The following is a 24,974-nucleotide window of genomic DNA, read 5'->3' on the forward strand; positions in this document are numbered from 1 at the left end:
TGCGTTGAGAAAAAATAGGTGGGCTTGTGTTTTAATGCTCACCGCGAAAATTTTCCGAATAAATCAATCAGTTATTTTTTATAATCCGTAAAAAGAAAAACGAAACAATTGTGTTTACGAAACTAACCACTATAATAGCACATCATGTGACTCTCTTCCTTCTCACATGGAAACTTCCTCGCTGAGAATGGCGCAACTAAAAAAGTTTGGTGTCAACACTTCAAAACATGCAACCCGTAAAACCGCTTATTATCGTCGAAATTGTGATCATTATTTTGTCAATGATATTGGTTTTGTTGAGTTTAATATTTTTGGATCGTTTTTATAAAGAACGATCTCAGCCGCTGCAAATAAAAACAGATTTATCTGAACCCTGGACTACTTTAGAGCAGCCATTACCGATTTCCCCGTCAATCGCTTCAAAAGATATTTTTTCTCAAGAAAATGTGCGCTTTTTCTTGATGTCATTTTTTTATGCAGTGCATCAAGAAAATATAGAGAAAATTTTAGGCTATTATAGTGAACAAGTGGATTATTTCACATCAGGAAATGTTAAGCATAAAGATATTCTTTTAGATAAAAAAAACTATTTTAAAAAATGGAAACGGCCTGTTAATAAAATTGACAGCTACATCAGTATTGTAGATACTAATGTGGACAAGGAAAAGTTGGTTATTTTTAATATTGATTTTTCTGCTTATGATGCGTCTAAATCCAGTGTAAAAAAATTAAAAGCCAGCAATAAATTTTGGTTGCGCGATGAAGGGGGACAATTGCGTATCTTTCGAGAACAACAAGAGCGCGTTTTTGACGAAACAAAAACCAAGCATTAAACCGAATTGCGCCAATCAACCAATGCTTGTAAACGTTTTTTATGCAAGGCTTCGGCAAATAATTTTCCTTGCAATTCTTTCTCAAGCAAATCGTGATAATCAACTGTTTGTAACGTTTTCAATGCACTGGCAAATAAACGCGCTTGGGGGTAGTCTCGCGCCTCAAATCCCGTGCGTCCACGGGCATCTGCTTCACATGCCTGCAAAAATTGCTCAAATCGATGCGGCCGACGGATAGCATCCACCGCCAATAATGTTTTTAAAATTGTTTTAGGATTAAGTTGTAATAATTGATGACAATGTGTGTGATATTCTGCGACTAATTTAGCGAGTTCTTCATGGGCTTTAGGTATCTTAAAACGTTTGCATAATTGAATAATTAAATTCACCCCTAATTGCTCATGACCGTAATGATGTGGCCATTGTGTTGGATCGGTTATTCCTTTGCCTAAATCGTGGGTTAATACCGCGAAAATAATGACGGAATCTTCAGTTAATTGCCGCGCTTGTTGCAAAGCCAATAAAATATGTTCTCCCGTGTCAATTTCAGGGTGATAAGTCGCAGGCTGTGGCACACCAAATAAACGATCCAATTCAGGAAAAAGCACCGCCAACGCGCCGCAATCCCGCAACACGGTGACAAATCGCCAACAATAAGGCTCTGATAAAGCCTTCTCCGTTTCTTGCCACACACGCTCAGGCACAAGCGCATTCACTTCCCCTTGCTGCACCATGTCACACATTAAGGCGTGCGTTTCACGGGCAATCGTAAAATTGTAACGCGCCGCAAAGCGTGCCACTCTAAGAATACGTACGGGGTCTTCCGCAAACGCAGGCGACACATGCCGTAAAATTCCTGCTTGCAAATCCTGATAACCCCCATAAGGATCAATCAGTTGCCCGTCTGTTGTTTCCGCCATGGCGTTAATCGTGAGATCGCGGCGTTGCAAATCCTGTTCTAATGTCACACTATTATCAGCGGTGACGGCAAAACCTTTGTAGCCTTTATGAGTCTTACGTTCGGTGCGGGCTAACGCATATTCTTCTTGAGTTTTTGGATGTAAAAATACAGGAAAATCTTTACCCACTTGGGTAAATCCTTGATTTAACAACTGTTCTGCGGTTGCACCAACGATTACCCAATCATTATCTTGACTGTCCCGTCCCAACAGTCGATCCCGCACCGCGCCACCGACTCGATAAATATCCATTATTTTTCTCTTTTTAAGAAGCCAATTGATGGGCTAATGTCGGCATCCAAGTGGCTTGAGAAAGTTGTTTTAATTCTTGCATCATTTCATTTATTTTTTCAAAAATAAAAAAGTGGTCTCCTGCCCAATGATGCAAACGAATAGGCAATTCGCATTCTTCTTGCCAATGATTTAATTCAGCATAACTCACCTCTTTATCTTGTTGCCCACCTAAAATGCTCACAGGCATCGATAAACGAATGGGAGAAGCGCGATAATGATAAGTGTCCACAATCTGAAAATCAGCGCGTAACATTGGCTCAAAGAATTCCATTAATTCTTGATGCGCTAAAATATCTCTAGGTAGCCCACCTAGTGCTTGTAACATATTGAAAAATTGAGCTTTAGATAAAAGATGACGGGCATCACTTCGCGGAATAAAACGCGGCGCACGACAACCACTGATCATTAAATATAAGGGTAAATTTTGTTTTTTTACCATTAATTGTTGGGTTAATTGATAAGCCAATAACCCTCCCATACTATGGCCATAAATTGCATAAGGCTGTTGTGTTTGCAAACGGGGTAATAAATCTTTAATTGCCTGATTGACATCATGTAATAATGGTTCACGCAAACGCAAACCACGCCCCGGTAATTCTAAAAAAACAGGCTCAATAAAATTTGGAAATTGCCCTTTAAAAGCCCGAAAAGAATAACTATTGCCGCCCGCAAAATGCAGACAATATAAACGAATTTTAGTATTTATATCAGGTGACATGGCGATATTCCTTTAATTGACCATAATCCATTTTTAAAACTCGATCTGCATTGTCAAAATAATGATCATCATGAGTGACCGCAATAATGGTTTTACCTTGATTACGCAAATCTTGCAATAAAACTTCATAAAAATAACGACGAAATTCAGGGTCTTGATCCGCTGCCCATTCGTCAAAAATATAAATTTGCTTATTTTCCATTAAAGAAATGATATAAGCCAAACGTTTGCGTTGCCCTGTGGACAAATTAATATTGCTGAAATGACCGTCAATAAAACGAGTTTTCTTTTCTAATTCCATTAATTTAATTAAACTTATCACCTCGTTGGCATTGACATCATCTAAGCCATAGAAACGATCAAATAAATGAAAATCAGTAAAAATTGTCGTAAATAATTCCCGATAACTGGGATAATCATGTTGCGTAATTTCCACGCCATCTAAAAGAATTTTTCCCGAATGAGGATAATATAATCCTGTTAAAATTTTCAATAATGTGGATTTACCGCTACCATTTCCACCCACTAGAAATAAAATTTCTCCCATGCGCAAAGTTAAATTAATGGGACCCACGGAAAATAAGGCTTTGCCTTCTCGATCCGAATAATAAAAATTCACCTCTTGCAATTCTAAACGCTCAAAGGGTGCGGGCTGTTCGGCTAATTGCGTTTCTCCTACGCGAATGCCTTTAGTGGCTGCATCAATGGTGGCTTCCAATTGATAAATATTGCCAATGGCAACGTTAGAATTAATATAAACTTGAATGTTTCCCACAATAGATTCTAAAGGTCCCACAATAAATAAAATTGCGGTGGTTAATTTAATGACTTCATGGGTAGAAGTGGGAGAAAATTTGGGCAAAACAAAAATAATAATTGCCAGCAAAGTGTAAAAAAAGATTTGAGAAAACATTAAAATCAATACAGATTTTAAACCTGCATTAATTTTATGTTGCTCGGTTTCACGCGAAACTTTTTCTAAATGATGATATAAATCGTGACTTTTACGTCCATTTAATTTTACCTCTTTAAAACCACGCAATAAATGCCCTAAACGATCAAAGAAATAACGCTCTGTTCTGGCTGCTTGTTGCAAATCATCGGCAATGACCCGTTGTCGCCCTAAAAAAATAATAATGCCAGAAATCACCGCAACCACAATGATTAAAAAACCAGAAACCGAAAGCCACGCAATATAAATCAAACAAAACAATAACATAATTGCAGATTGCGCCGCAGAAACCAGTAATGTTGCTGATTGAGAAACGGTAATGGTATCTTGAGAAAGTCGGTTATATATTTCGGAATATCCCGTATCTTCCACATAACGCAGTTCAGTATGGCGAATTTTATCCGTGATGCGCATTCGCACACGCCGCACCATGCCCTCAATCGCAATGGTGGCTTGGCTTAATGTGTAGCGTTTTGCATACACAAATAAGCTCAAACAAATCAGATAAATAAACAAGTATTGAATTTGAAAATCATCCTCCGCAATCACATGTGCCGCAGTGTTAATTGTGGCTAATAATAAACTGCTGGAAATACCCGCTACACTGGCAAAAATAATAATTCGCGTTTTAGGATGTTCCGACTCTCGATTAATAAAGTTGAGTAAATTCACAACATATCCATGAAAGAGGTAAAAGAATAACGCAATGAATTTAACATCCATTGCGTTACTATTAGTAAATTCTAAACCTGATAAATCATCGGTCGCAAAAACACGGAATTAGGCAGCCGCATCATTGCCTTTTACAGCACCATTAGCTTGCAATTCAGCCGCAAGTTTTTCACCTTCTTTGAATTGTTGCGCAAAATATTCACGCACTTCTTCAGGATCAAAATCTAAGAAAGTGCCGCCCGCTTCAAAATGTTGAATAAACACTTTACCCACTGCATAGCTGGTTGCGCCCGCTAAAATCGGCATACTCACCAACGCTAAACCATGGCCAATAAATGGCACAAATTTAATAAAACTGCTGGCTAATGTCGTGGCAGTAATGTAGGGAATATAACCCCCAATTAACGAGGCAATCAAAGATTTACCCAAATCCTTTCTAAATTGCACGCCATATAATTTAGACAGGCTATGCAACATTTTTAATTGGATCGCGGTAATAGCGGCCAAATCAACGACGGGCATTGGCACCAAACTCGCACCCATTGCACCCAAAGTGTAGTTTCTAACGGTACGGCCTGCTTCTTCGGTACGTGCTTGTAAATCAACAGGTTTTTCTGCAACAGCTTCCATAAATGGAACTCCTTTTAGTTTAATTATACAAAGTTAAGGAACGCCAAAGCCAGCATGAATCGTAGTTTGGCTGAGGTCTGCTTGGCAACGAGTTGGCGTGTACTGAGCAGACATACGTTTTCCGTTAAGGACGGATTTTTTAAATTCTAAGCAACACTGGTTTTTTCCGTGTTTTTCTCAATTTTTTTGGAATCGGACGCAAATAAAAGAATTAAACCAATAATGGGAGTCAACACAATTGAACCAAAAAAATATCCCCAAAATCCCAATTTTTTATGGCGACCAAAATAGCCAATCAATAAACACGCAAGAATCCACAAAGCAATTGGTAAAAACACAGCATTCTCCTATAAGCATATTAAAGTTAAATAACTATAGCAAATAGACGCAAAATATTAAAATAATTTTAGATAATTAACTGCTTAATCTTCAAAAACCTCATTTAAATGCTTTGCATCCAATACATTTAAAGCCCACTGTTCCAATTGGTCGCCTGTGGCGTTATCAATTTTGTTTTGAATGGGTTGAGATAATTCCCCAAAACGCTTTTTTAAAAGGCGAATAAGCACCATACGTTGTCCTCTAATTTCACCTCTGGCTCACCTCTGGCTTCACCTCTGGCCTCACCTCTGGCTTGGCCTAAGGCTTCGCCTTTAGCCTCACCTATGGCTATGCCCTTAGCTTCGGCTTCGGCATACCAACCTTGTACTGTTTCGGCTAACATGGCATTAACCTCCTTTAAGGAATGAACTATTGGAACATGAACTTGTAATCGTCTCGGTAATAGCACGTAATTCAACCATGCCGCAAAAGCACGACGCAAACTTTCTTGCTCTGGCTGATTTAACCATTTTAAAAGTTCCAATACCACTTTTTGTATATCTTGTGGCGTTTTGCTTCTCTCTAATTCAAAAATAGCAGCAACCAGATTTTTTAACTCGTCCCATTGACCTGAAAATTGATAATGGCGTTCGTCTAATAAAAAATAAGACAATTGAGGCTTATATTTTTCAAATCCTGCCACCGATTGAATTAAGTCTTGCACCTGTAACGTACTTTTCCAAGTGGTCTGTCCGTTGTAAAGGACAATCGGAAAAACAGGAGGTAATAACTCGCCATGTTTAATCTGCTTTTCACGGATTAAATATTGATACAATAAACCCACATAAACCATGACCCGTAAAGCCATATAAATATCATCTGTGGATTGAAAAGCAATTAACAAGTAAAGATACAAGTAACGATCTTGCCATTTTATCCGCCAAACCACATCCTCTTCCCGACGATCCAATTTATCGGTAACAAAATGGCTATTAACTCGCTCTAAACTGTCAAAATCAAGCTCACTTATCCACGGCTCATGAATAAAACCTCGTAATAAGTCTTTAATCAATTCAACATGAGAAAATAGGTTTTTATAACTATGGTCGTGGTCTTGGCTCATGAGTCAATTCTGAATTCTGTAACAATTATTCAATGAGGTAAAAGACCATTCTAAACACCAATAATGACAGCTTGATTTAATCTCTTATTGAGATTCTTTTTGCAGTTCTTGTAATTGTTGCAAACGATAGTTTGAAAGACTGTGCGGAGGAAGTTCACCGCTTCCGCGCAGCGGAGGAGACGGCAGCTTTATATGGCTCTCACCGTACTTTTCTTCAACCCCTATACGAAGCGATCCGCGACTGCTCGCATGACCCAACGCATCAAGCAAGCCCACTGTCTCTGCTACCTCTTCATCTGCTAACTCCAACAACGCAGCAGCCGTCTGTTCTGGCGCAGGAGGATCAGGCAAAGTGGGAACTATCGTTGCGACGGAAGGTGTTGTCGTCGTCTGGGAAGCCGCACTCCGCATACCATCCTCCACCGCCGAACGATGGCGTTCTAAACGTTGACGCTGTTTGTGACGATGCAACATATACGGCACATGTCCCCCCGGCAAAGAACGAAATTCCCCCTCTTTTACCGCTTTCATTATGTAAGCCCGTCCCAAATTCGTACCGTCTAACTTGAACCGATAAGCCCCCGTAACCCCAAACCACGTGTCCATGTAACGTATACTATTGGCCACCACGACAGGCACCGTGGAATAGTGCGAAAGCGTTATCCCATGCGCCACCAGATAAATACTGTCATAAGCTAAGGCTGCCCAAGTGTCTGGATTTTGTCCATATATTTGGCGAAAATTTTGGATAAAAGGCTGTGCTAAGTTAAAATTTTCATTAAATGATGAAGGTACTACTGTTCCTTCGGCGGCTTTTTTGCCGGTGATGCGTAGAAACTCCGCATGTTCCATAGTATCCATGCCTAAAAAAGGTTGTTTTAAACCAATTTCACGCGCTTGGGCAATGATTCTTCCGGCATCTTCGCGGCTGGCTATGAGAAAAATCGCATCAAATTCTAACGAACGCAAAGGAAACAACACCGAACGATAATCTAACCGCTTCTCAACCGTACCTCTGAAAAAAGAAGCCCGTGAGATAATTCTAAGGTTAAATTCGTTGGCCGCTTCGTCAAAAAATGAGGCAATGTCATTACCGTATTTAGTGCGTTCGTTTAAAATAACAATGCGCTCGTAAGAGATTTTATTATTGTAACCGGGGAAAGCCGCATAACCTGCCACTTGTCTTACCATTTCACGATCATCGGGTAGCAATTGAAATGTGGTTTGGCCACCGGCGACGGTTAATGTAGGACTGGTTGATGTGGATGCAATGTACAAAATACCATGATAATTATAAGCGGTAGCGGCTGGAACCGCAGCGGCTGAACCTTGATGTCCGACTACGGCAACTACATTTGAATCCGCCGCAAACTCACGCGCCACCGCCACCGCTGCCTCTTGGGCGGAACTTCGAGTGATACGATTTGTCCCCAACCCTGCTGCTTGTCGGTAAACACTTTCATCTTTGAAGACCAAACGAACTTTGCGCCCGTTCAATCCGCCTTTGGCATTGATTTCATCGCCTGCCAACCGTGCGCCGCGCAGATAGGAATGACGATCAAACGGCCATGCCACCCCAATGACAATATCCACATCCGGATTGTAACGATTTTCTTCTGCCAAAGCCGCCCGTTGCTGTTTTGACACTTCATATTGTACATCGCCACACCCCGTGAACAGCAGCGAGATTCCCAGCAATAGGATAACAACGGTAATACTCCGTTGCATTACTGCGCTCCCAAAATGATGGGCAAACCTTGCTCTCCATTCCCAATCACCACCACTTTGGCGTTTTCTGATTCGGCAATGGCGCGTGTGGCTTGAATGCCCTGCCAACGCAGCAAATCAGGAGACAACGTTTCGGAAATGACAGCTTGGTAGTCTCGAATTCCTTGTGCTTCAATGAGTTTGCGTTGTGCTTCTTCTTTTTCGCGGGCGATAATAAATTCGTAGGTTTTATAACGCTGCTCTTCGATTAATTTTTGTTCGATGGATGTTTCCACTGTTCGTGGCAATTGTACGGTACGAATGATGATGTCATCAACGACAACATATTTTCGTCCCACTTCTTCCAACGCCAAAGTGATAATGTTCGTCAAAATACCGCGTTTATTGGTATAAATATCTTCTGGGGTATATTGTCCGATATTGCGCCGCAAAACAGATTCAATTTGGGGCAAAATAATTTTATCCGGATAATCCGGCCCTACTTCTTGATGCAACACGCCAACTAATTCGTAAATGGGTTGAAAACGTACAGCAATTTTTAATTCAATGGGCAAGCCGGTTTTAGTCAACACGGTGAAATCGTGTAAAATAATTTGGACGCGGGTATTGTAGATATTCATTTGGTTAAATGGGTTTACCACATGAAATCCCTCAGGATAAACGTAATCAACCACAGTACCAATGCCAAATCTATCGTATAAAACTCCCGCTTCCCCCGCGTGGATTGAAACAAAAATCCGCGGCCAAAAGAAAGCAATCAGTAAGAATAACAGTAAAAATAGCAGGATAAAATAGGGCAATTTATCCAAAATAAAATCAGCTATCTTGCGAAGAATATAGCGCGGAATGGCCAAAATAGCGCGCACAATCTTGATTGTCCATCGCCACATCGTGCCGAGTAACCCGGTGAGGCGAGTAAACCAAGATTGGGCATGGGAAAGCGTAGAGGGTTCTGTAGGCGTGCCGACCGTCGTCATAATCATTTAGTTGGAAAAATCACGTGATGTTGACTGCTATTCTAAGTCATGGGTTGTATCATGTCATCAGTCTTTTGTTGAAATGTCCAAATTAAGTTGAGAATATCACCCAAGTCGCCAATTTTCGGCACTGGGCAACACCAATAACAGAAATTAAGCCCCCGATTCGGTTACTCGTAACACTTCTTCAATACTGGTTAAACCTTGCCACGCTTTTAAAAAACCATCTTGGCGCAAATTACGAAAACCTTGACTGATCGCCAATTGACGCATGGCACTGATTGGCGCACGGGCTAAAACTTGGGCTTGTAATTCGGGCGTAAGATAAACCAACTCATAAATGCCAATTCGCCCCTGATAACCCGTTCCTTGACACGCCGCACAACCCACAGGAGTCCGCCAACTGGGCGTAGTAGCACGCCATTCTTCGGGTAAAACGCGCTCAATTTCCGCCAAAATTGCACTACTCGGTGTTGCCGACGTTTCCGCACACGACGCACACAATCGCCGTACTAAACGTTGCGCTTGTACCGCTCGCACCGATGTCGCCACTAAAAACGGCTCCACACCCATATCAATCAAACGGTTAAACGTACTCACTGCATCATTCGTGTGCAGCGTCGATAACACCATGTGACCCGTCAAAGAAGCCTGAATCGCAATCTCTGCCGTTTCCAAATCCCGAATTTCCCCAATCATTACAATATCCGGGTCTTGGCGCAAAATAGAACGCAAAGCATGAGCAAATGTATAACCAATATCGCTGTGAACTTGAACTTGTGTAATTCCTTTTAGCTGGTATTCCACAGGGTCTTCTACCGTGATAATTTTCTGCGTGCGGTTATTAATGTGATCCAAAGCGGCATACAAAGTGGTGGATTTTCCCGACCCCGTTGGCCCCGTGACCAGAATGATCCCATGCGGCTCTTGAATCCATTTGTAAAATAAACGCAAATGATCTTGCGCAAATCCCAAACGATCTAAGCGACTGGTTTGGCGTTCTTTGGGCAACAAACGCATCACAATCGATTCCCCATGCACACCGGGCAAACACGATACCCGAATGTCCAATTCCTGTCCACTGACCCGCGCATTCAAGCGTCCATCTTGCGGCAAACGTCGTTCAGCAATGTCTAATCCAGAGATTAATTTAATACGCGAAGCAATCGGATTAAACCGCTCACGTGGCAAATTTAAATGTTCATACAAAATCCCATCAATGCGATAACGCACGAAAAACGTATGTTCTTCAGGCTCAAGATGCACGTCTGAAGCCCGTTGATCCATCGCTTGCGACAACATATTATTGACAAATTCCACCACAGGCGCGCCTTCAGCCAGTTCGCGCAGTAAACTGACATCATCCCCATACAACGACTCATCGCGGCTCGCCACCCGTGACAAACTGTCTAACGCCCGATCCAAATCTTGATTACGCGCCAAATACCAAACCAATGTCTGTTCAGGAAAAACGCGATACAACACTTCTCGAATAAAATCCGATAAGGGATCACGTGCCAGACAATAAATCTGTTGGGGGTTTTGTTCATCCGTCCAAGCGACAATTTCTTGATCTAACCACCATTCTCGATCAATTTTTGTTTTTTCAATGGTTTCTAAGAACACATGGGCATCTAAAGGAATTTGTTGCGGGTCAAATACCGGTAAGTCAAGTTGTTTTGCCAAATGAGTCAACAGCACATCTTCAGAAATCGACCCAATTCGCACCAAAATTGCACCCAAACGCCCCCCCAAACGTTGCTGAAATTCTAAAGCCCGTTGCAATTCACCTTCTGAAATAAGTCCTTGTGCCATCAGCAATTCGCCGATGCGTGGAGTAAAATGAGGGGAAACAATGCTGTCTGTCATAAAGGCTCACTGGCAGTTAATCGCGCAATTCTGTTATAGTTTATAAAAATGCCTTTCTAAAACAAGGGCGAGGCTTGGCTTTTCAGGCGGGATTGTTGGATAAAAAAATTTTTTAGGAATAAATTATGTCTAATTCTCATCATTCGGATATTATGGCGCGTTTGCGGGCAGAAACCCGTTCTGCACACGAGCAGTTAGAAACATTACCGTTTAGTAAGGCTTTATTGGCTGAAACCTTGCCGTTATCGCTTTACGTGGGACAATTAGAGGCTTATTTACCGATTCACCGCGCTTTAGAAAAACACGGAAAAACGCACAGCGATTCAGCCATTCGTGCCGTATGGCAAGACAACATGTGTCGCGTGCCATTATTAATGGACGATTTAGCCCAATTCAATGCAGAAATGCCCACCGCAGCCGTACAATTAGCCACAACTAATTTTGTGCATTTTATCGAAGACATGGCCTTAAAAAATTCGGTGGGATTATTGGGCATTCTCTACGTATTTGAAGGTTCTACTTTAGGTGCGAGATTAATTACACCGCGTTTGCAATCTGCCTATCAATTAAGCGATAAAGGTGTGCGTTATTATCAAGCTTATCAAGAAGAAACGTTAGAACATTGGAAACAATTTTCTCAACGCATGAATGCCACCATTACCGATGCCCATCAACAAAATAGTGTGCTTGAAGCCGCCATAAAAACATTTCACCATGTTCATGCGCTATTAGTGGCTTTATGGAAAAGCCAATAGTAATCTAATCACAAGTAGATTCCAAGTTATTACGGGATTTTTTTATGCGACAAAATGATTGGCAAGAGGGTTTATTGACCCTACTCTCTCGTTTGTTTCCATTGGCGCGTTTCGCCTTGAATGGAAAAAATACACGAGACATCATGACACTGGTGCAACCGGGTGATGTGTTATTGCGTGTTTTTACCGCATCCAATCATCGTCGTTTCTTTCCTTCTACTTTTCAAGACATTGGTTTTTATTTAGGCAATGTCAATGAAAGCCATTTAAGGCAATGGGCAAAAATTGATTATACTCATCCTTATGCTTTGGGAGAACAGACTATTATTACTTCCATTTCAGGACAAGCGGTACTAATAGATATTATTGATTTTTGTCGTTGTGATGGCATTGCGATTTTGCGATTTCCTGCACAATTAAAATTGCAAGCGGGCGCGATTCCACCGCAGGCCATAATGGACTATTTAAACGCGCCAGAAACCAAAATTAAACACACTCCCCAAACCAGTAAGAAAAAACGCGGTGATTCTCCCCTTCCTACTTCAGAAGAAACAGAATTAGATGCTAACTTTTTCAGTTTGGTAAAAGCAGAAAAAGAAATTGTCCATTTTTTATCACAAGGTAAAACATTACCTTTTGCCAAAATAATGCCTATTTTCTATCGTATCGCGTTACGCCAATTAAATCCGCCTGCGCCGTTTGATGTCGGTTTAGAAACACCGAATATTTTAAGCAGTGTAGCCTTGTTTTATTATATCGTAAAAAGCGTGGCATGGAATTATGGCATTGTACCTGAGAAAAAACGGATATTATTCCGCCATTACGACACTATTTTAGTCGATGATTTAATCGAAACTGAATTAGAAGAAGTTTGGAAATGGGTTGGCTAATTGCGCCATGTCTAATACCACTATTGTGCTGTTTACCGATCTGGACGATACGTTGTTTCAATTACAGCGACATCGTTCAGCGGGCATTTATCCGGCCACGCATACCCCGACCCAACAACATATTTCTTACCAGACGGTTTCTCAACAGCTATTATTCGAGTTATTTTATCAGCAAAATCATGTCACAATTATTCCCGTCACTGCACGAAGTTTGCGGCAATATCACAATACTTTTCTCAGTCATTTACCGCGCATTAACATTGCCGTGTTATATTTTGGTGGATTAATTTGGGAAGAAAATCAACCCAATCCCGATTGGCAACATCACGTGTATCATTCTTTTCAACAATTATCCCAATCCATTCAGCAATTAAGTAGCGAGATTAAACAATTTTTACATGTACATCAATTAAAATTTACCCTGAATAATACCGATGGTTATTATCTCACCGTACGCGCTGATGCAAAAACTCCTGCTTCAGATCAAGCGGCTTTATTTCAAGAAATGATTGGCTTATCGAGTGGTGAATATATACACCATTATCAACGACGTAATTTAGTGTTATTGCCTAAGTTTATTGATAAGCGTTATGCGGTTAAATTTTTATTAGAAAAACAAGGTGCAAATCTTCATTTAGCGATGGGAGACAGTTTAAATGATTTATCATTTATGCAATTATGTGATGTGCGCTTGATTCCAAAAAATACGCAAATTGACACGCTTTTGTTTAACTCCAACCTTTAGCGCACGATTTTTGCGTTACGTTTACTGGTGACAACCCATTTTTCACCTACTCAACCTTTCATTCACCCAAAACATAAAAACGGAAATACCACAATGAAGTTTTTCGCGTTATCTCCCGTCATTTATGGCGTTATTTTTTTATTATTAACCACCCTATTTCAGACGCAATTCGTGCAAGCACAAGCGGATTTAGCGGCTTTACGTCAAGAAATTGATGCGGCTTTGAACAGTCGCTGTTTAAATCGCAATGAAACCTCGATTCATATTACTTCATTGTCCGATGGGCGAACACTGTATGACTTGAATGGGGCAACGCCGTTGTTACCTGCGTCGATTATGAAAATTGTCACGACGGCGGCAGCTCTCCATTACTTGGGTCCAGAATACCGTTTTCGCACCGAAGTGTTACATACAGGACAGCGCGAAGGAAATACTATCTTTGGTGATTTAGTATTACGCGGCCGTGGCGATCCGACGTTGACAACCGATGCGCTGGCCAATTTAGTTCGCCGTCTTAAAGCTAGTGGTATCACGGAAATTCAGGGACGATTATTAGCCGACAACAGTTTTTTCGACCAACAAATCAGTGCGCCTTCATGGGAAACTGACCGCAGCCAGCGCGCTTACGACGCAAATATTGGCGCGTTATCGGTCAATTTTAACACCATCGCGGTGCGCGTTTTGCCCGGCCAACGAGCTGGGAGTGCGGTGAACGCGTGGTTAGACCCCGCTCCGAATTACTTTGAATTATCCAACCAAGCCAAAACCGTCAACCGCGGCAATGACACCATTAGCGCACGTCGTACTTCTGGAGAGGATACCGTACAAATTCGTGTGACAGGACAATTGCCCGTAGGCAGTGGCGAGCGGGTTATTTTTATTAATGTCGAAAATCCCGCCCGCTATGCGATTGAAACATTTCGCAGTTTATTAAACGAAGCAGGAATTCGCGTATTGGGTTCTAGCGAAATTGTACCTATGGGCGTACAAGGACAATTATTATATGAACATGTTTCGCAACCATTATCACTTATTTTAAAAGAACTCAATACTTTTTCTAATAACTTTATTGCCGAACAAGTATTAAAAACCATTGCCGCCTTTCATTACACGGGCAAATCTGCCACGCATTTAGATGGTTTGGAATTGATCGCGCAATTTTTACGCGAAATAGGCGTAAATACTCGTGGAGTTATGCTAGCGGATGGATCGGGATTATCGCGCCGTAATCAATTCACCGCCGAAGCCATGACCGATTTATTGCAACGCATGTTTGGCCGCTTTGATATTGGACCTGATTTTATTGCCTCATTGCGCGTTATGGGCGCGTATGGCACACATTCCAGACGCTTAAATAACTCGCCTGCTCGCGCTCGCGTCCGTGCTAAAACAGGCACGCTAAACCGTGTCAGCACCTTAGCGGGCTACGTTTCTAATCCGCAAAATCAAGTTTTTGCCTTTGCATTTTTTTTAAATAGTAACGATTGTGGTTATGCGGGTGCAGATAAAATTGAAGATCGAATGATTGCTGCTATTTACAATTTTACCCAGCAACAAATGCCATTAAATAGTCCGCTGGCAACCCAGCAATATTAAAGCGGCTTGACACATTTCTTGTGGCGTGCGGCTGTGGGTTAATATATCCAGCATTTGATCGACAATGTGTTGTTCAATGTTGCGGGTAATAAAGACAATTTGCGACACAGGCGGCTGTTTCGGCCAAGCGGGTAAAGTGGTGGGCGATTGAAACACATGTTGTACTCCCTGCACCAAGATGGGCAGGGGAGTTTCTTCGGTGTAAACCAGACCTTTTACCCGTAATAAATCCCGCCCCCGCAACGCCACCAATTGCTGAAACCAACGATTTAACACCTTCCAACTTAATGGCTGCGTTCGTTCAATGCAAAATGAGCGAATGTAGCGATCATGTCGAATTTCCGTTGATTCCGTTTTTTTGTATAAGTTATCTAGGGGAACAATGCCATTTTCGGCATACGATTCAGCTTGTAGCCATTGGCCGACATCGATACTTTTATCTTCAGAATGATAAAAGCCAATATTTAACAATTCCTCAGCTTTAACGCCTATTTTTTCATCAGACAATAATTGTACAGCGGCGGGATTTAATTGTTGCAATCGTTGCTGTAATTGCTGTAAAGAAAGCGAATGCGATAAAGCAACTTTAGTTAAAACTAAACGATCTGCCATAGCCGCTTGTTTCACGGTTTCATAATGCTGATCTAATTGTTCTAATCCATATAACGCATCAACAGTGGTAATGACTCCCGCTAAATAAAAGTAACGATTGAGCTGTTGATCTCTTAATAAAGTATGAATCACGGGAGCGGGATCAGCCAAGCCTGTGGTTTCGATAATGACCCGTTTAAAAATAGGAATAATTCCTGTGCAGCGTTGTTCAAATAAACGCACTAATGTTTCTAATAAATCCCCCCGAATGGTACAGCACACACACCCCCCGTCAATCACCACCACATCTTCCGTTGCGGCTTGTACCAACAAATGATCCACGCCAATTTCCCCAAATTCATTGACAATAACTGCGGTATCTTGCAAGGCAGTTTGTCGTAATAAATGGTTAATTAACGTGGTTTTGCCACTGCCTAAAAAACCTGTAATTACCATTAAAGGAATGCGTTGAGAATAAGCGTTAAATTCCAGTAATTCAGCCATTTTTTAAGACCATGATATTTGAGAAGGATTTATTAACTTTAACTTTAATTTTCACTTTCGCTTTCACTAAAACCAGCGCGTTGATACCAACGTTTGGCTTCTTCCAAGTCTTGTGGTACGCCGCGCCCTTGTTCGTAAAACGAAGCCAATGTGGCCTGCGCCCCGACTAAATCTTGTTCAGCGGCTTGACGAAACCAATACGCGGCTTGCTCGTCGTTTTGTTCTACACACTCACCCGTCATATACATAAAACCCAAGCCATGTTGGGCGAAGCCATGCCCTTGTTCAGCGGCTTGACGCATCCATTGTGCGGCATTTTGCGCATTCACCACCATACCTAAGCCATTTTGCGCCATAATTGCCATGCGATATAAGGCTTCCAAATGCCCTGCCATTGCCAGCGGATAAAGCAATTGTTGCGCTCGTGCAAAATGCTTGGCTTCAAAAGCGGCAATACCGCTATGTAAAGACATGGTTTGTTCTGCGCTTAGTTGATTAGAAAGTAAATTCATTAACATCTCCATGGCAAAAAAATAAAAGAAAAGAAAATAATTTGATTAATGGGCTTGATCCCAATTATCAGCAATGCCCATTTGCACTTCTAAGGGAATTTTTAAGGCGACAACTTGGGTCATTAATTCAGGAATTTTTTGCTGGGCAATTGGTAAATAATCCACAGCCACTTCAAATACCAATTCATCATGAACTTGTAAAATCATTTTAATGTGATCGTGCAAGTCTTGATTTAGCCAATTATAAATAACAATCATGGCACGTTTAATAATATCCGCCGCCGTGCCTTGCATGGGAGCGTTAATGGCAGTGCGTTCGGCATATTGTCTTTTTTGATAATGACGACTGTTAATGTCGGGTAAATAAAGTCGTCGCCCGAAAACGGTTTCTACAAAGCCCTGATCGCGGGCAAATTGGCGAATATTATCCATATATTCTTTTACTTTAGGATAACGCTCAAAATAGAGATCAATATAGTTTTGGGCTTGAGGGGATTCAATGCCTAATTGCTTGCTTAATCCATAAGCAGACATGCCGTAAATTAAACCAAAATTAATCGCTTTAGCACTGCGTCGTTGTTCCGTGCTAACTGCTTGTAAAGGAACATTAAAGACTTCGGCCGCTGTGGCTTGATGCACATCAATTCCTGTTAAAAACGCATTTAATAAAGTTTCATCTTGAGATAAATGCGCCATAATGCGCAATTCAATTTGTGAGTAATCAACAGACATGATTTTAAAACCCGATTCGGCAATAAAAGCCTGACGAATGCGCCGCCCTTCAGCCGTGCGAATGGGGATATTTTGCAAATTAGGATCGGTAGAAGAAAGTCGCCCTGTAGCAGTAACAGATTGTTGATAAGAAGTGTGAATGCGTCCCGTATTGGCGCGGATTTGTTGCGGTAAAGCATCGGTGTAAGTGGACTTTAATTTACTGACACTGCGATGCGCCATAATGACTTCTGCAATGGGATAAGAGTGTGCCAATTCTTGCAGCACCGATTCGGCCGTAGAAGCCTGTCCTTTAGGCGTTTTTTGCAAAACAGGCAAGCCTTGTTCTTCAAATAAAACCACTTGCAATTGCTGAGTTGAATTTAAATTAAAAGAATGCCCTGCTAAAGTGTGCGCTTGCTGTTCTAATTCAGTCAAACGTTGTTGTAATTCACCGCTGTGCTGTGCCAATAAATGCGCGTCAATCTTTACGCCTGTTCTTTCCATCTGCATTAAAACAGGAATTAAAGGACGTTCTATTGTTTCATAGACGTTTAATAAATTTTCATTTTGCGTTAATTTCGCATATAAACATTGGTGCAATTGCAGCGCAATATCCGCATCTTCAGCCGCATAAAATGCCGCTTGTTCAATGGGAATTTCTGAAAAATCAAGTTGTTTTTTTCCTTTCCCTGCAATGTCAGTAAATGAAACTGTTTTATAATTTAAATAAAATTCGGCTAAAGAATCTAAATCATGCCGACTTAAACTGTCCAGCACGTAAGACTCTAATAAAGTATCAAAAGCAATCCCACGCAAATTAATATCATAATTGGCTAAAATATGCGCGTCATATTTTAAATGCTGGCCTATTTTTAGACGCTGTTCATCTTCTAATAACGGTTTTAAATCGTTTAAAATAGATTGCTGATCTAATTGCACAGGCGCATTTAAATAGCGGTGCATGAGCGGCACATAAACCGCTTCATGCGGAGTTAAAGCGAAAGAAAAGCCCACCATTTCCGCATCCAATGCGTTTAAACTGGTGGTTTCGGTATCAAATGCGAAATAATCGGCTTGCTGTAAACGCGCTAACCACAATTGCCATTGTTCTTGGGTTAAAATCGTGTGGTAATTAACTGTTTTTTTCGGCTCTAATACTGGCGGATTAATGCTGTCTAATTCTGCCAGCCACACATTAAAATCTAATTGTTGATAATAGTGGCGTAATTGAGAAAAATCAGGCGTTTTAATCTGCAAATCATGAATAGCATAATCTAAAGTTACATCTGTTTTTACTTGCACCAATTGTTTAGATAAAGGCAATTGGTTTTGACTTTGGCGTAAATATTCCCCGACTTTTCCTTTAATTTCGTGGGCATGTTGTAATAAATGATTTAAATCGCCATACTGAGCCAGCCATTTAGCGGCTGTTTTAGGGCCAACTTTAGGTACACCTGGAATATTATCCACCGTGTCTCCAATAAGCGTTAAATAATCCACAATTTGATGTGGCATGACACCAAATTTAGCAAAAACGCCCGCTTCATCTAAAGTTGTTTCATTTAAAGTATTAATCAAAGTAACTTGCGGATTAACCAATTGCGCGAAATCTTTATCACTGGTAAAAATAAGCACTTGCATTGCCTGTTCAGTGGCTTGTTTTGTTAATGTGGCAATGACATCATCGGCTTCTACATTAGGCTCAACCAATAAGGGTAAACCTAATGCTTTAATTAAGCCGTGTAAAGGTGCAATTTGCTGAATTAATTCATCAGGCATTGCAGGGCGATTGGCTTTATAATCTGCAAATAATTCGTGTCTAAAAGTGCGGCCTTTGGCATCAAAAACAACGGCTGCATAATGCGGTTGATATGTTTTTAATAATCGCCGTAACATGGACACCACGCCATAAATTGCATGGGTGGCTTGTCCTTGTCGATTACTTAAATCAGGTAAGGCATGAAATGCACGATATAAATAGCCTGAACCATCGATTAAAATTAAAGTCTGTTCAATGTTCATTGTTTATTATAGAATAGCAGTTAATCGGATGTTACCCCGTGTTTTATTTGCAAAACATAAGGATAGTTTTAATATGAAATGGTTAAAATGGTTTTTTACTTTGTCGTTTATTTTAGTGGCAACATTGATATTGAGTTTAATCTTATTGGCTTGGTTTATTAATCCCAATGATTATAAACCCCAATTACAAGCCGCAATAAAAAAAGAAACAGGGCGAGATTTAATCATTGCAGGCGAGATTCATTGGCGTTTTTGGCCGTGGTTCAGTTTAGAAATAAATCAGCTTCAATTTAGCAATGCCAAAGGGTTTGAGCCTGAGCCTTTTTTAAAAGCAGAACAAATCAAGGTGCGCGTAAAAACATTACCGTTATTACAACGCCATCTTTATGTGGATATTATCCAACTTAATCAAGCCCACATTAGGCTGGCACGGAATGAACAAGGACAAACCAATTGGGATGATTTATTGCAACTCACACAAAAATCTGAACCCAGCCCTACAAAAAGCCCGCTATTTAAGCAAATCACTTTCTCAGGGATTGCGCTTAATGATAGCACAATTGATTGGCAAGATGCACTAACACAACAACATCAACAGTTTAGTCAAATTAATGTAAAAACAGGTGAGATTAATTACCCAGAGATGGCCACGCTTCCGCTTGAATTATCGGCGACATTAAGCACAAAAACAGCGAATCAAAAACCCTTGCTATTGCATTTTAATTTCAACACAGATTTAAATATTCATATTGCAGCAAGTCATTTTTCTTTGACCAAAACGCAATTAAGTATTCACTATCCAGAATTATCCCCATTAAATGCCGCTTTAACATTAAAGATGGCTGATCTTTCTCTCGATTTAATTCATGAAAAATTAACAGGTTCTGGTATTCATTTAACCTTATTGGAATTAGTGGAACTTCATGCACAATTACAGGTTAAAGAATTGATGACGGCCGCCCAACTAGAAACAGAATTAACTATGGCTGAATTTAATCCCAGAACGCTTTTAACTTATTTTAATATTGCTTTGCCTGATGGCTTGCAAGATTCTGTTTTAACCCGCAGTAGTTTAAGTGCAATGATTCATGCCGATACTAAAAAAATGATGATTTCGGATTGGATGCTTAATCTTGATCAAGGACAAGTGCAAATTCCGCAAGTTATTCTTGATCTTGAAAATAATCAATTAACGGTTTCTCAATGGATAATCGATTGGTTAAATACCCAAGCCAATGGGCATTTGTCCATTAAAAATATCATGGGAGAAAAGCCTGAGTTATTCGCAGAAATTTCTCTATTAACTGCGATAAAACCATTATTGGCTGAATTGTTTGTTGAAAATTGGCCGATTCCAGAATTATTAAGCAAAACACAATTGTCATTACACACTGAAATTCACTCTGATTTAAGTGATTGGCAATTAAAACAATTCCGCTTGCAATTAGACCAGCAGCAATTGCGAATGGCGCAGTTAAAAACAAAGGCTACTTTTAGCCAAATTACATTAGAACAATTACAAGTAGATGCTTTTGATGGCAATATGTTATTAAATGCAGAGGTGAGTAAAATTAATGATAATTATGGCTTGTCAGGAAATGTGTCTATTAAACCATTTAATCCTTCTGTTTTATTAAAACAATTCGCCGTTGATTTACCCGAAAGAAAGGATAAAAATACACTCACTCGTTTTGGTTTTAATACTGTTTTTTCTGGCACTTTAGATAATTTTGCATTAGATAATTTACAATTACAACTTGATGATTCTCTTTTAACGGGAAAAATCAATGTTAATTTATTGCAGCCGCATCAACTTGATTTTAATTTAGCGGTGGATCAATTTAATGTTGATCGTTATTTACCGCCAGAATCCAGTGTTAAAAAATCGCCCAATCCAAGCACAGAAACAGAAGAATTATTGCCTGTTGCTTTATTAAAAAAATTACAAGTGCAAGGGGTTTTAAAAGTTCGCCAATTACAAACAATGGGCGCGAAATTAAGTGATGTCACTTTGTCAATAAAAGGTAAAAATGGTCAATTGCAAGTGGATAAAACTTTGGGATTATATCAAGGCTTATTGCAAGGAGAAACACGCTTAAATGTTAATGCCGTTCCCGCGCAATTGGACAGCGAATATCAATTGGATCAAGTGGCTTTATCGCCGTTATTAAAAGACACCACCCAAACTAATTTTTTAGAAGGCATCGCACAAGCCCATGTTCAATTAAACACACGCTTTATTTATCAAGCCGATATTTTAGAAAATTTAACAGGAAAAATAGCGGTTGAATTGAAGAATGGCAGCATTAATGGCTTTAATTTAGCCCGCAGCCTTCGTCAAGCAAAAGCCATTTTAAAACAAGAACCTATGCCACCTCCTGAACCATTAAAAAGTGATTTTTCTCGCTTAATGGGGACATTTACTGTTGAGCAAGGTTTGTTAAAAACAAACACTTTATTGATAGAATCTCCTTTATTGCGTGTGAATGGAAAAGGAAATATTGATCTGCCCAAAGAAACGCTTGATCTTCGCTTAGACACTTGGGTGGTTAATACTTCTACGGGGCAGGAAGGAAAAAGTTTAGAGATATTAAAAGGCGTGGGCATTCCTATCTTCATTTCAGGCACCTTTTCTGCTCCGCAAATCAAGCCTGATTATCAAGTGTTATTAAGCACAGGATTAGGGGCTTTACAACCAGACATTAAATCAGAAAAATCCCCTTTATTTCAACCCATTCAGAGTCATGAATCACTGGATTTAGAAAATTTAAAAGAATTAGGACAATCCGTCGGTCATTTTTTACGCGGATTAAAACGCGATCCATAACGCATTAAATCACAGTATTTTCAGTATCTGGAATGGCGGCTATTTTTTTCTCATGACTGGCTTGTTGTTGCCAAAATTCATCGGCAAACATCACCGCAGGGTGCATTGGTGTTTTGGGTTGAGTACGTAAAGTCATACCCACTTGCTGCGGCAAACGGTCGCCTTTGTGACTGTTACACCGTTCGCAGGCAGTCACCACATTATCCCACGTGTGGCCGCCCCCTTTAGATCGCGGAATAACGTGGTCTATGGTCAAGTTTTTAGTGCTACCACAATATTGACAAGTATGACGGTCTCTGCGCAGCACCTCCCGACGAGTCACCGTGGGTATCTTCCAGCCTCGCCGCTCTTGATGCGTGACGGTAAGCCTAATGTGCAAAGGAACAAACAGCACAAAATGAGGAGAATGAACGGCGATTTGTTTATTCTCGTTGATAAAATCAATAGGCTCCGCTTTTCCTGTTAATAAAAGCACAATCGCACGCTTTAAATGAATGCGATTAATCGGCATATAATTACGAGAAAAAACAATGACAGGTCGATTTAATCGTTCAGTAGTCATTGATCGCGCTCCACGGGTTATCAAATAAAGTTAATTTGTCATTATTTTAAAATCTAACAACACCAAATAAATTATTGTAATTCATAAAAAGACTGCTTTTGTGCTAAACTCGCCTCAATCGACGCATATCCAATGAATATTGGCACTATTTTTGTCAAAGTCAATGCAATAACGTCATGGCTTAGAGAATAAATCACCCCCGATGGACAACAAGCCACTTTCTAATTGTGGCATTTAGTGCGACAATACGAAACTCATTTGGGCTATTTTGTGTTTTAATAATATGCTGACTTCAACTGCTCGTCCTCCTGTGCGTAAAAATATTTTGATTGTGGATGATAATCCTGATAATTTGCGTTTATTATCGGCGATGTTGACCAAACAAGGTTATAAAGTGCGCAGCGTCATTAGTGGCGCAATGGCTTTAATTGGTGTTCGGGCTGCTCCGCCTGATTTAATTTTATTGGATATTAATATGCCTGAAATGGATGGTTTTAGTTTGTGTCAACAGTTAAAAGCCGATCCAAATACCAGTCTTATTCCCGTTATTTTTATTAGTGCATTAGATGAAGTTTTAGATAAAGTGCAGGCTTTTGCAGTGGGTGGTGTTGATTATATTACAAAACCTTTTCAATGGCCAGAAGTATTGGCACGTGTTGAAAATCAATTGCGTTTACAAGAATTGCAACAAGCCCTTTCTACCTTAAATGCCGAATTAGAACAGCGTGTCCGCGAGCGCACTGCTGCTTTACAAGCCGAAATTGAGCAGCGACAACAAACGCAATTGCGTTTAGAATATTTGGTTAAACATGATTCATTAACGGAATTGCCCAATCGCACGTTATTAATGGAATATTTAACGTCGGCATTAGATACCATTCATCAGGATAATTGTAAAAAATTTGCCGTGTTGTTTTTAGATTGTGATCGGTTTAAATTGGTCAATGATTCTTTTGGTCATTTGCTGGGCGATCAGTTATTATTAGCGATTGCTAAACGCTTGCAAAATGTGTGTGAACAGCGAGTGGCATTATTGTCTCGTTTGGGTGGAGATGAATTTACTATTTTAATGTTAGATGTGGTGGATATTGCGCCGGTGTTGGCGTTGGCAGAGGAATTGAGACGGGCTTTTGTACTTCCTTTTACTTTAGCCAATCATGAAATTTTTATTACAGTCAGTATTGGGATTGCATTAATCGATTCGAGTTACTACGATCCCGTATTTATTTTGCGTGATGCAGATACGGCCATGTATCGTGCTAAAACAGCACACTCGCAACGCGGTTATTGCGTTTTTGACGCATCCATGCACACGGCAGCGCATAATCGATTGCTTTTAGAAAGTGATTTACGCCGCGCTTTGGAACGAGAAGAATTTCATTTATTGTATCAGCCTATTTTTTCTTTAATCACGGGACAATTGGCGGGATTTGAAGCTTTATTGCGTTGGCAACATCCAGAACGAGGATTATTATCGCCCTTAGATTTTGTGGGGGTGTGTGAAGAAACGGGGTTAATTCTGCCTGTGGGAGAATGGGTTTTGCAACAGGCCTGTCAGCAATTGCAACGCTGGTGTCAGCTTTCATCCGCCGCGCAGCAATTGACGCTCAGTGTCAATGTTTCTACCCGTCAATTTTCCCAAACCACGCAATTATTAAGCACCATTGCATCCATTTTGCAAGCATTTGATCTTCGCCCCGGCCAATTAAAATTAGAAATTACTGAAAGTGCGATTATGGATAATCTCAATTCGGCTGAACAATTATTAAAAGCCTTACGAGCTTATAAATTATCCATATCGCTAGATGATTTTGGCACGGGTTATTCATCATTAAGTTACCTGCATCAATTTGCGATTGATGAGTTAAAAATTGATCGGGCATTTACGGCGCGTTTGGATGCGGCTGATTCCAGTCGTACCATTGTGAGCGCGATTATTGCATTAGCACAAGCATTGTCGTTGACGGTGGTGGCGGAAGGGATTGAAACAGTATCACAACGGCAGTGGTTATCTGCCAACGGCTGTCAATTGGGACAAGGTTATGGTTTATCTTATCCCCTTGATGCCACACAAGCACTTGAATTAATCCAAAAAACGACCACTTCTCGCTTTAGTTAATCTCAATGTTTCCCAAAATGGTGGTATAGTGTGCCTATAGGTCTTGGTGTTGTGGTCTAAA

21 protein-coding genes are annotated in these 24,974 nt (G+C 40.5%); 7 read left to right on the forward strand and 14 right to left on the reverse strand.

Going from position 1 to position 24,974, the window contains the following annotated elements; translation table 11 throughout:
* The first annotated feature begins 227 nt into the window (after positions 1-227).
* Positions 228-833, forward strand: a complete 606-nt coding sequence (locus TPSD3_RS04585; protein WP_086487417.1) for a hypothetical protein — start codon at positions 228-230, stop codon at positions 831-833.
* Here TPSD3_RS04585 and TPSD3_RS04590 read toward each other — a convergent pair.
* From TPSD3_RS04590 to TPSD3_RS04635, 10 genes are all read right to left on the reverse strand, one after another.
* Complete coding sequence (locus TPSD3_RS04590; protein ID WP_086487418.1) at positions 830-2,044, reverse strand: multifunctional CCA addition/repair protein; 1,215 nt, start codon at positions 2,042-2,044, stop codon at positions 830-832. The genes TPSD3_RS04585 and TPSD3_RS04590 overlap by 4 nt on opposite strands.
* A gap of 13 nt (positions 2,045-2,057) precedes the next feature.
* Positions 2,058-2,804, reverse strand: coding sequence for a thioesterase II family protein (locus TPSD3_RS04595; RefSeq protein WP_086487419.1), 747 nt, complete (start codon positions 2,802-2,804; stop codon positions 2,058-2,060).
* The gene (locus TPSD3_RS04600) at positions 2,794-4,428 is read right to left on the reverse strand and encodes a cyclic peptide export ABC transporter (RefSeq protein WP_176329732.1); all 1,635 of its coding nucleotides are present in this window, start codon (positions 4,426-4,428) and stop codon (positions 2,794-2,796) included. The genes TPSD3_RS04595 and TPSD3_RS04600 overlap by 11 nt, the downstream gene beginning before the upstream one ends.
* Before the next feature lie 108 nt (positions 4,429-4,536).
* The gene (locus tag TPSD3_RS04605) at positions 4,537-5,058 is read right to left on the reverse strand and encodes a YcjF family protein (RefSeq protein ID WP_086487421.1); all 522 of its coding nucleotides are present in this window, start codon (positions 5,056-5,058) and stop codon (positions 4,537-4,539) included.
* 146 nt (positions 5,059-5,204) lie between these two features.
* Positions 5,205-5,396: a hypothetical protein gene (locus tag TPSD3_RS04610; RefSeq protein WP_086487422.1), complete on the reverse strand. Its 192-nt coding sequence runs from the start codon at positions 5,394-5,396 to the stop codon at positions 5,205-5,207.
* An 84-nt stretch (positions 5,397-5,480) separates the two neighbouring features.
* Entirely contained in the window at positions 5,481-5,630 is a 150-nt protein-coding gene (locus tag TPSD3_RS04615) for a DUF4351 domain-containing protein (protein WP_086487423.1), read from the reverse strand.
* Positions 5,609-6,502 carry an Rpn family recombination-promoting nuclease/putative transposase gene (locus tag TPSD3_RS04620; protein WP_086487424.1) on the reverse strand — a complete coding sequence of 298 codons (894 nt, stop codon included), beginning with the start codon at positions 6,500-6,502 and terminating at the stop codon, positions 5,609-5,611. The genes TPSD3_RS04615 and TPSD3_RS04620 overlap by 22 nt, the downstream gene beginning before the upstream one ends.
* 84 nt (positions 6,503-6,586) lie before the next feature.
* Complete coding sequence (locus tag TPSD3_RS04625) at positions 6,587-8,230, reverse strand: ABC transporter substrate-binding protein (RefSeq protein ID WP_086487425.1); 1,644 nt, start codon at positions 8,228-8,230, stop codon at positions 6,587-6,589.
* Positions 8,230-9,213: a prohibitin family protein gene (locus TPSD3_RS04630; RefSeq protein WP_086487426.1), complete on the reverse strand. Its 984-nt coding sequence runs from the start codon at positions 9,211-9,213 to the stop codon at positions 8,230-8,232. The genes TPSD3_RS04625 and TPSD3_RS04630 overlap by 1 nt, the downstream gene beginning before the upstream one ends.
* A gap of 147 nt (positions 9,214-9,360) precedes the next feature.
* A complete protein-coding gene (locus TPSD3_RS04635; protein WP_086487427.1) occupies positions 9,361-11,076 on the reverse strand; it encodes a GspE/PulE family protein in 1,716 nt (571 codons plus the stop codon).
* 125 nt (positions 11,077-11,201) lie between these two features.
* Between TPSD3_RS04635 and TPSD3_RS04640 the strand changes: the two genes are divergently transcribed.
* The 4 genes from TPSD3_RS04640 (at position 11,202) to dacB (ending at position 15,062) form a co-directional block, all read left to right on the forward strand.
* A complete protein-coding gene (locus TPSD3_RS04640) occupies positions 11,202-11,831 on the forward strand; it encodes a biliverdin-producing heme oxygenase (protein WP_086487428.1) in 630 nt (209 codons plus the stop codon).
* Between the two features lie 44 nt (positions 11,832-11,875).
* Positions 11,876-12,721 carry a hypothetical protein gene (locus TPSD3_RS04645; RefSeq protein ID WP_086487429.1) on the forward strand — a complete coding sequence of 282 codons (846 nt, stop codon included), beginning with the start codon at positions 11,876-11,878 and terminating at the stop codon, positions 12,719-12,721.
* A 7-nt stretch (positions 12,722-12,728) separates the two neighbouring features.
* On the forward strand, positions 12,729-13,466 hold the full coding sequence (locus TPSD3_RS04650) for an HAD hydrolase family protein (protein ID WP_086487430.1): 738 nt from the start codon (positions 12,729-12,731) through the stop codon (positions 13,464-13,466).
* Between the two features lie 93 nt (positions 13,467-13,559).
* Entirely contained in the window at positions 13,560-15,062 is a 1,503-nt protein-coding gene (gene dacB / locus TPSD3_RS04655; protein WP_086487431.1) for a D-alanyl-D-alanine carboxypeptidase/D-alanyl-D-alanine endopeptidase, read from the forward strand.
* Here dacB and TPSD3_RS04660 read toward each other — a convergent pair.
* Genes TPSD3_RS04660 through polA form a run of 3 tightly spaced genes read right to left on the reverse strand, consistent with a single transcriptional unit; the run spans position 15,030 to position 19,405 of the window.
* The gene (locus tag TPSD3_RS04660; protein ID WP_086487432.1) at positions 15,030-16,157 is read right to left on the reverse strand and encodes a CobW family GTP-binding protein; all 1,128 of its coding nucleotides are present in this window, start codon (positions 16,155-16,157) and stop codon (positions 15,030-15,032) included. The genes dacB and TPSD3_RS04660 overlap by 33 nt on opposite strands.
* Positions 16,158-16,201: 44 nt before the next feature.
* Complete coding sequence (locus tag TPSD3_RS04665) at positions 16,202-16,669, reverse strand: tetratricopeptide repeat protein (RefSeq protein ID WP_217884382.1); 468 nt, start codon at positions 16,667-16,669, stop codon at positions 16,202-16,204.
* A gap of 45 nt (positions 16,670-16,714) precedes the next feature.
* On the reverse strand, positions 16,715-19,405 hold the full coding sequence (gene polA, locus TPSD3_RS04670; RefSeq protein ID WP_086487433.1) for a DNA polymerase I: 2,691 nt from the start codon (positions 19,403-19,405) through the stop codon (positions 16,715-16,717).
* 73 nt (positions 19,406-19,478) lie between these two features.
* On the opposite strand from polA, the gene TPSD3_RS04675 reads away from it, so the two are divergent.
* Positions 19,479-22,232 carry an AsmA family protein gene (locus tag TPSD3_RS04675; RefSeq protein WP_176329733.1) on the forward strand — a complete coding sequence of 918 codons (2,754 nt, stop codon included), beginning with the start codon at positions 19,479-19,481 and terminating at the stop codon, positions 22,230-22,232.
* A gap of 4 nt (positions 22,233-22,236) precedes the next feature.
* Here the strand turns inward: TPSD3_RS04675 and TPSD3_RS04680 are convergent, their stop codons facing one another.
* Positions 22,237-22,794 carry an HNH endonuclease gene (locus TPSD3_RS04680; protein ID WP_086487435.1) on the reverse strand — a complete coding sequence of 186 codons (558 nt, stop codon included), beginning with the start codon at positions 22,792-22,794 and terminating at the stop codon, positions 22,237-22,239.
* A 283-nt stretch (positions 22,795-23,077) separates the two neighbouring features.
* On the opposite strand from TPSD3_RS04680, the gene TPSD3_RS04685 reads away from it, so the two are divergent.
* The gene (locus TPSD3_RS04685; RefSeq protein WP_086487436.1) at positions 23,078-24,913 is read left to right on the forward strand and encodes an EAL domain-containing response regulator; all 1,836 of its coding nucleotides are present in this window, start codon (positions 23,078-23,080) and stop codon (positions 24,911-24,913) included.
* Positions 24,914-24,974: the final 61 nt, after the last annotated feature.

This window comes from Thioflexithrix psekupsensis, from assembly GCF_002149925.1.
In the GTDB taxonomy this organism is placed as follows: domain Bacteria; phylum Pseudomonadota; class Gammaproteobacteria; order Beggiatoales; family Beggiatoaceae; genus Thioflexithrix; species Thioflexithrix psekupsensis.

Excerpts from the sequence above, each read along its gene's own strand:
- TPSD3_RS04585 (WP_086487417.1), top strand. The coding sequence starts at position 228 with ATGCAACCCGTAAAACCGCTTATTATCGTCGAAATTGTGATCATTATT.
- TPSD3_RS04590 (WP_086487418.1), bottom strand. The coding sequence starts at position 2,044 with ATGGATATTTATCGAGTCGGTGGCGCGGTGCGGGATCGACTGTTGGGA.
- TPSD3_RS04595 (WP_086487419.1), bottom strand. The coding sequence starts at position 2,804 with ATGTCACCTGATATAAATACTAAAATTCGTTTATATTGTCTGCATTTT.
- TPSD3_RS04605 (WP_086487421.1), bottom strand. The coding sequence starts at position 5,058 with ATGGAAGCTGTTGCAGAAAAACCTGTTGATTTACAAGCACGTACCGAA.
- TPSD3_RS04615 (WP_086487423.1), bottom strand. The coding sequence starts at position 5,630 with ATGGTGCTTATTCGCCTTTTAAAAAAGCGTTTTGGGGAATTATCTCAA.
- TPSD3_RS04620 (WP_086487424.1), bottom strand. The coding sequence starts at position 6,502 with ATGAGCCAAGACCACGACCATAGTTATAAAAACCTATTTTCTCATGTT.
- TPSD3_RS04625 (WP_086487425.1), bottom strand. The coding sequence starts at position 8,230 with ATGCAACGGAGTATTACCGTTGTTATCCTATTGCTGGGAATCTCGCTG.
- TPSD3_RS04630 (WP_086487426.1), bottom strand. The coding sequence starts at position 9,213 with ATGATTATGACGACGGTCGGCACGCCTACAGAACCCTCTACGCTTTCC.
- TPSD3_RS04635 (WP_086487427.1), bottom strand. The coding sequence starts at position 11,076 with ATGACAGACAGCATTGTTTCCCCTCATTTTACTCCACGCATCGGCGAA.
- TPSD3_RS04640 (WP_086487428.1), top strand. The coding sequence starts at position 11,202 with ATGTCTAATTCTCATCATTCGGATATTATGGCGCGTTTGCGGGCAGAA.
- TPSD3_RS04645 (WP_086487429.1), top strand. The coding sequence starts at position 11,876 with ATGCGACAAAATGATTGGCAAGAGGGTTTATTGACCCTACTCTCTCGT.
- TPSD3_RS04650 (WP_086487430.1), top strand. The coding sequence starts at position 12,729 with ATGTCTAATACCACTATTGTGCTGTTTACCGATCTGGACGATACGTTG.
- dacB (WP_086487431.1), top strand. The coding sequence starts at position 13,560 with ATGAAGTTTTTCGCGTTATCTCCCGTCATTTATGGCGTTATTTTTTTA.
- TPSD3_RS04660 (WP_086487432.1), bottom strand. The coding sequence starts at position 16,157 with ATGGCTGAATTACTGGAATTTAACGCTTATTCTCAACGCATTCCTTTA.
- TPSD3_RS04665 (WP_217884382.1), bottom strand. The coding sequence starts at position 16,669 with ATGAATTTACTTTCTAATCAACTAAGCGCAGAACAAACCATGTCTTTA.
- polA (WP_086487433.1), bottom strand. The coding sequence starts at position 19,405 with ATGAACATTGAACAGACTTTAATTTTAATCGATGGTTCAGGCTATTTA.
- TPSD3_RS04675 (WP_176329733.1), top strand. The coding sequence starts at position 19,479 with ATGAAATGGTTAAAATGGTTTTTTACTTTGTCGTTTATTTTAGTGGCA.
- TPSD3_RS04680 (WP_086487435.1), bottom strand. The coding sequence starts at position 22,794 with ATGACTACTGAACGATTAAATCGACCTGTCATTGTTTTTTCTCGTAAT.
- TPSD3_RS04685 (WP_086487436.1), top strand. The coding sequence starts at position 23,078 with ATGCTGACTTCAACTGCTCGTCCTCCTGTGCGTAAAAATATTTTGATT.